This is a genomic window from Candidatus Zixiibacteriota bacterium (assembly GCA_014728145.1).
Lineage (GTDB): Bacteria > Zixibacteria > MSB-5A5 > JAABVY01 > JAABVY01 > WJMC01.
Map to the genome: position 1 here is coordinate 1 of WJMC01000227.1, position 5,198 is coordinate 5,198.

Annotated in this window: 8 protein-coding genes and 1 tRNA gene; all 9 read left to right on the top strand. The window is 49.7% G+C overall.

Annotated features, from left to right (window positions below; translation table 11 throughout):
- Positions 1-123, top strand: a 123-nt coding sequence (gene tuf / locus GF404_12710; protein MBD3383042.1) for an elongation factor Tu, incomplete at its 5' end; no start/stop codon positions are given.
- A 23-nt stretch (positions 124-146) separates the two neighbouring features.
- A tRNA-Trp gene (locus tag GF404_12715) sits at positions 147-220 on the top strand.
- A 15-nt stretch (positions 221-235) separates the two neighbouring features.
- Positions 236-430: a preprotein translocase subunit SecE gene (gene secE / locus GF404_12720; protein ID MBD3383043.1), complete on the top strand. Its 195-nt coding sequence runs from the start codon at positions 236-238 to the stop codon at positions 428-430.
- A gap of 6 nt (positions 431-436) precedes the next feature.
- Positions 437-973: a transcription termination/antitermination factor NusG gene (gene nusG / locus GF404_12725; protein MBD3383044.1), complete on the top strand. Its 537-nt coding sequence runs from the start codon at positions 437-439 to the stop codon at positions 971-973.
- 9 nt (positions 974-982) lie between these two features.
- Positions 983-1,408 carry a 50S ribosomal protein L11 gene (rplK, locus tag GF404_12730; protein MBD3383045.1) on the top strand — a complete coding sequence of 142 codons (426 nt, stop codon included), beginning with the start codon at positions 983-985 and terminating at the stop codon, positions 1,406-1,408.
- A 17-nt stretch (positions 1,409-1,425) separates the two neighbouring features.
- Positions 1,426-2,130 (top strand): 50S ribosomal protein L1, encoded by a 705-nt coding sequence (locus tag GF404_12735; protein MBD3383046.1) that lies wholly within the window; start codon positions 1,426-1,428, stop codon positions 2,128-2,130.
- A gap of 19 nt (positions 2,131-2,149) precedes the next feature.
- Positions 2,150-2,683 carry a 50S ribosomal protein L10 gene (gene rplJ / locus GF404_12740; protein ID MBD3383047.1) on the top strand — a complete coding sequence of 178 codons (534 nt, stop codon included), beginning with the start codon at positions 2,150-2,152 and terminating at the stop codon, positions 2,681-2,683.
- 99 nt (positions 2,684-2,782) lie between these two features.
- Positions 2,783-3,163 carry a 50S ribosomal protein L7/L12 gene (gene rplL / locus GF404_12745; GenBank protein MBD3383048.1) on the top strand — a complete coding sequence of 127 codons (381 nt, stop codon included), beginning with the start codon at positions 2,783-2,785 and terminating at the stop codon, positions 3,161-3,163.
- A 224-nt stretch (positions 3,164-3,387) separates the two neighbouring features.
- Positions 3,388-5,198 (top strand): DNA-directed RNA polymerase subunit beta (rpoB, locus tag GF404_12750; GenBank protein ID MBD3383049.1); only part of this gene is annotated, 1,811 nt, incomplete at its 3' end.

Genomic DNA, 5,198 nt, shown 5'->3' on the forward strand with positions numbered 1-5,198 from the left:
GACAACATCACGATGGATGTTGAGCTTGTGAGTGACGTGGCGCTTGAGAAAGAGCTTCGCTTCGCGATCCGCGAGGGTGGACGCACTGTCGGTGCCGGCGTTGTAACTGAGATAACGGAGTAGACTTGATTTTTATATAAATACTCAGGTCTGTAGCTCAATTGGCTAGAGCACCGGTCTCCAAAACCGGGGGTTGGGGGTTCGAGTCCCTCCAGACCTGCAAATTGAAGGAATCATGAAGGAAAAAATCAGGACATATCTGAAGGAGACGATTGCCGAATTGAGGCAGGTCACCTGGCCGTCTAAAACTGAACTGGTCGGTTCGACGATCGTTACGGTGGTTTTCACACTGGTTCTGGCGGTTTTTATCTATGCCGTCGACAAGACGCTGGAAACTATCATATTTAGTATTCTCAGTCTCAGGGGATAGGGCGCTATGGGCGAATTACAGTGGTATGTAGTGCATACATATTCGGGCCATGAAGCCAAGGCCAAAAAGCTTTTAGAGAAAGAGGTCGAGCACCGCGGGCTGGAGGAATTGTTCGGCGAGATACTGGTTCCGGTTGAAAAAGTTACGGAGATGAGATCCGGTAAGAAGTCGACCCAGAACAAGAAGTTTCTGCCCAGTTACATTTTGATTCAGGTCGACCTCAACAACGAAACTCAGCACCTGGTTACCAGTACCCCGGGTATAACCTCGTTTGTAGGATCCGGCGGCAAGCCGGTTCCGATTACCGAAGCCGAGGCGAAACGGGTGATGGGGCAGATGGACAAGGCCAAGGCGATCGAGGAAGGTGAATTTCCCTTCAAAACCGGTGATGCTGTCAAGGTTACCGACGGTCCGTTTACTGATTTTTCCGGTTTCATCTCTGAAATAAATATGGAACGTAAGAAAGCAAAAGTAATGGTATCTATATTCGGCAGACCGACTCCGGTGGAGCTGGATTTTCTGCAAATAGGAGCTGCTACGTAGGAGTGCAGTATGGCTAAAAAAGTAACTGGATTCATAAAACTACAGATTCCGGCCGGAAGCGCCAACCCGGCTCCGCCGGTAGGACCGGCGCTGGGCCAGCATGGCGTCAATATCATGGAATTCTGTAAAGCGTTTAACGCGAGAACTCAGAAGCAGGCTGGTAATATCATCCCGGTGGTGATTACAGTCTACCAGGATAAATCTTTTACATTCATAACCAAGACGCCTCCAGCGGCAGATCTTTTACGCAAGGCCGCCAAGCTGAAAAAAGCATCGTCGGTTCCCAATCGTGACAAGGTCGGATCTGTGACCCTCAAGCAAGTGCGCGAGATAGCGGAGATGAAGATGCCGGATTTGAATGCGGCGGATGTCGAGGCGGCGATGAAGATGGTGGCCGGAACGGCCCGCAGTATGGGTATAGAGGTCGTCAGTTAAACCTATAAGAGGCAGTCATGAAAGCTGGAAAAAACTATAAAAATTTCAGAGAAAAAGTGGACAGCCGCACCGCTTATGGTATCGATGACGCGGTAAAGCTTATCAAGGAAGGCGCTTATGCCAAGTTCGATGAATCGATCGAATTTGCGCTCAGGCTGGGAGTCGACCCCCGAAAATCCGACCAGATGGTACGTGGTACTGTCGTGCTCCCGCACGGTACCGGCAAAAGAGTCCGTGTGCTGGCGATGGCCAAGGGTGAGAAGGTGAAAGAAGCCGAGGATGCCGGGGCTGATTATGTCGGCCTGGAGGATCTGGCCGAAAAGATTCAGGGCGGATGGTTTGATTTCGATGTCGCTGTGGCGACACCGGATGTCATGAATGTGATGGGGAAACTGGGTAAACTGTTGGGGCCACGAGGTTTGATGCCCAACCCTAAATCCGGAACGGTAACTTTCGATATCGGCAAGGCCGTCCAGGATATCAAAAAGGGCAAGATCTCTTATAGAGTTGATAAGGCCGGCAATGTGCATGCTTCCATTGGTAAAGTATCATTTGATGAAAATAAGATAAAGGCGAATGCCCTGGCTTTTCTGGATGCCATCCTGCGTGCCAAACCAGCCGCGGCCAAGGGGCAGTACCTGAAACATATCTCGATCTGTTCCACCATGGGAGTGGGAATCAAACTCCACCCCGCCCAGCTGGTGGCCGAACTCAAGACCTGATCGATTGGAGAGGTTAGTCATGTTAAAGCGTTCTGAAAAAGAGGATGTGGTTCAAGAACTGGGCGAGCTGTTCGATAATTCCCAGAGCATATTTGTGACCGATTATCTCGGTCTGACGGTAGAACAGATGACCGATCTGCGCAAGAAACTGCGCGACAATGAAATCAAGTACCGGGTTGCCAAAAACACACTGCTCAGGATTGTAGCCAAGCAGAAGGGTTATGAAAAGCTGGTTGATTTTTTCACCGGCCCAACCGCGATCGCATTCGGCACTGAAGATCCGACTGTTCCTGCCAAGACCCTCTATGATTTTAAAAAAGATATTGCCAAAGATGTTGGTAAACCCGAGGTCAAAGCGTTTTTTGCAGACGGTGTCATTTATGACGCTGACAAGCTCAAAGAGCTGGCAGAGTTGCCCTCCAAGGAGGAGTTGATTGCCAAGGTCGTAGGATCTATTGGAGCTCCGCTTTCAAATTTGGTGGGTACTCTGGACGGGCTTTTGAGAGAGCTGTGTGTGACAATCGATCAAATAGCACAACAAAAAGAAAGTTAATCTGCTTCTAAGCCATAAATGAACCAGACTGCCGGAAGCGGGTAGAAACTACCCGGAGGCAACTTGCGGCGGCCGAGTAAACGTTAGGGAGTATGTTCGATGAGTGAAGCAACTGATAAGATAATTGAAGAAATTGATAAGCTGACTGTTATGGAGCTGGCTGACCTTTCCAAGGCTCTGCAGGAGAAATATGGTGTTTCTGCTGCTGCCCCTGTGGCCGCAGTGGCGGCTGCCCCCGGTGCTGGTGGCGGGGAAGCGGAGGAAGAAAAGACCGAGTTTGACGTCGTGCTGGAAGCTGTCGGCGATAAGAAAATCCAGGTCATTAAAGTCGTCCGCGAACTGACCAGCCTGGGCTTGAAGGAAGCCAAGCAGTTAGTCGATGGCGCACCCAACAAGGTCAAGGAGGGTGTGGACAAGGAAGAAGCCGAAGCGGCCAAGGCCAAGCTCGAAGAAGTCGGCGCATCTATTAAAATAGACTAAGGATTTACCCCGGAACTTTAACGGGGTAAATCCCGTTATGTCTGTCGATTGTGAAGGGTGACTTAAACGGAATGGAATACCGTACCCGAACGTGAGTATTCACCCGGCTAAAATTGCGAAATCACATAAAGGCTTTTTCAAAGATGAAAAAGCCTTGTGGGATTGTTTTGTTTTTTTGGGGATAGGGCTTTTTGCTCTTTGACATTTTATAAGGAGTGTTTGCTTTGGCTAAAGTAACACCGGTTGAAAGAATCTCTTTTTCAAAACTGACCTCTCCTTCTGAGATGCCTAATCTTCTGGAGGTTCAGCTCAATTCCTACAGGGAATTTTTGCAGGCTGAAATGCCTCCGGCCGAGAGGAAAAATCAGGGGCTCGAGAGGATCTTCAATGAAATCTTCCCGGTCACGGATGTGCACGAGAATTACACCCTCGAGTTCGTCCGTTACCAGATAGGATCTCCGCGCTATACGATCGAGGAGTGCCAGGAGCGCAACATGACTCATTCCGCTCCACTCAAGGCGACTTTGCGATTGATTGCCAAGGAACAGGAAGGCAAAACCAAGGAAGTCAAGGATATCATCGAACAGGATGTTTTTCTTGGCGATTTACCACTTATCACTCCCGGCGGAACGTTTGTGATTAACGGTGCCGAAAGGGTAGTGGTCAATCAGCTTCACAGGTCACCGGGCGTGTCCTTTGACGATGACATTCATCCCAACGGCAAAAGGCTGTTTTTGTCGCGCATCATACCGTTTCGCGGCTCCTGGGTTGAATTTACGATCGATATCAACGACATCATGTTCGTGCATATCGACTCGCGTCGTAAGTTCCCGGTTACGACCTTCTTGCGTGCCTTGGGATTTTCCACCAATGAAGATTTGATAAATGAATTTTACGAGCTGAAAAAATTTAGGCTGACTTCCAAGAACGGCGCTGAACTGACGGGTATGACCCTCGCGGAACCGATTATCGATACCGAGACCGGCGAAATCATCATGGATGCCGGCCAGGATTTCACAGAAGAACTGATCGAAAAACTCCAGGATCAGAAAATCAAGTCGTTCAAAATTCTAGCAGATGAAATTCCTGCTGAAAAGAAAGTTATCTTCAACACTTTAGTCAAAGACCAGACCTCTTCGAGCGAGGAAGCCCTGTTCAAGATGTATTCCCTGATTCGTCCCGGCGACGCTCCCACTCTGGAGCTTGCCAAAAACCTGATCGAAAATATGTTCTTCTCCGAGAAACGTTATGATCTCGGTGAAGTCGGCCGGTACATGATTAACCAGAGACTGGGTCTGGATGTCCCCCTGGAGCAGACCGTACTGGATATCAAGGATTTCGTGGCCATTATAAAGTACCTGATCAACCTGCGTGCCGGTGACGGTTATATCGACGATATCGATCATCTGGGCAATCGTCGCGCTCGTACAGTCGGGGAACTTCTTTCCAACCTGTTCTCGGTCGGTCTTTCGCGTGTGGCCCGCACGATTCGCGAACGGATGAGCCTTAAAGATGCTGAGAGCATTACGCCTCATGACCTCGTCAATGCCCGGACTGTCTCAGCTGTTGTGGATACCTTTTTCGGATCCTCTCAGCTTTCGCAGTTTATGGATCAGACCAATCCGCTTTCGGAGCTTACTCATAAGCGTCGACTTTCCGCACTCGGTCCCGGAGGTCTGACCCGTGAACGGGCTGGATTCGAGGTGCGCGATGTGCATCATACGCATTATGGACGTTTGTGTCCGATCGAAACGCCTGAGGGCCCCAATATCGGATTGATCGCGTCTCTGGCGACATACGCCCGGATCAATCGCTATGGATTTCTTGAGACGCCCTACCGCAAATGTGAGAACGGCAAAGTCACTGATGAATTAGTTTATATGACCGCCGACGAGGAGGACAAGTATAAGATCGCGCAGGCCAACGAGCCTCTGGATGAAAAGGGACGATTCGTACACAAGAACATTACCCTTCGGCATCGAAGTGACTACCCTGTGGTGTCTCCCGAGGAAGTCAATTATATGGATGTCTCACC

Coding starts and splice junctions, on each gene's coding strand:
- nusG (MBD3383044.1), top strand. CDS start 437: ATGGGCGAATTACAGTGGTATGTAGTGCATACATATTCGGGCCATGAA.
- rplJ (MBD3383047.1), top strand. CDS start 2,150: ATGTTAAAGCGTTCTGAAAAAGAGGATGTGGTTCAAGAACTGGGCGAG.
- rplL (MBD3383048.1), top strand. CDS start 2,783: ATGAGTGAAGCAACTGATAAGATAATTGAAGAAATTGATAAGCTGACT.
- secE (MBD3383043.1), top strand. CDS start 236: ATGAAGGAAAAAATCAGGACATATCTGAAGGAGACGATTGCCGAATTG.
- GF404_12735 (MBD3383046.1), top strand. CDS start 1,426: ATGAAAGCTGGAAAAAACTATAAAAATTTCAGAGAAAAAGTGGACAGC.
- rplK (MBD3383045.1), top strand. CDS start 983: ATGGCTAAAAAAGTAACTGGATTCATAAAACTACAGATTCCGGCCGGA.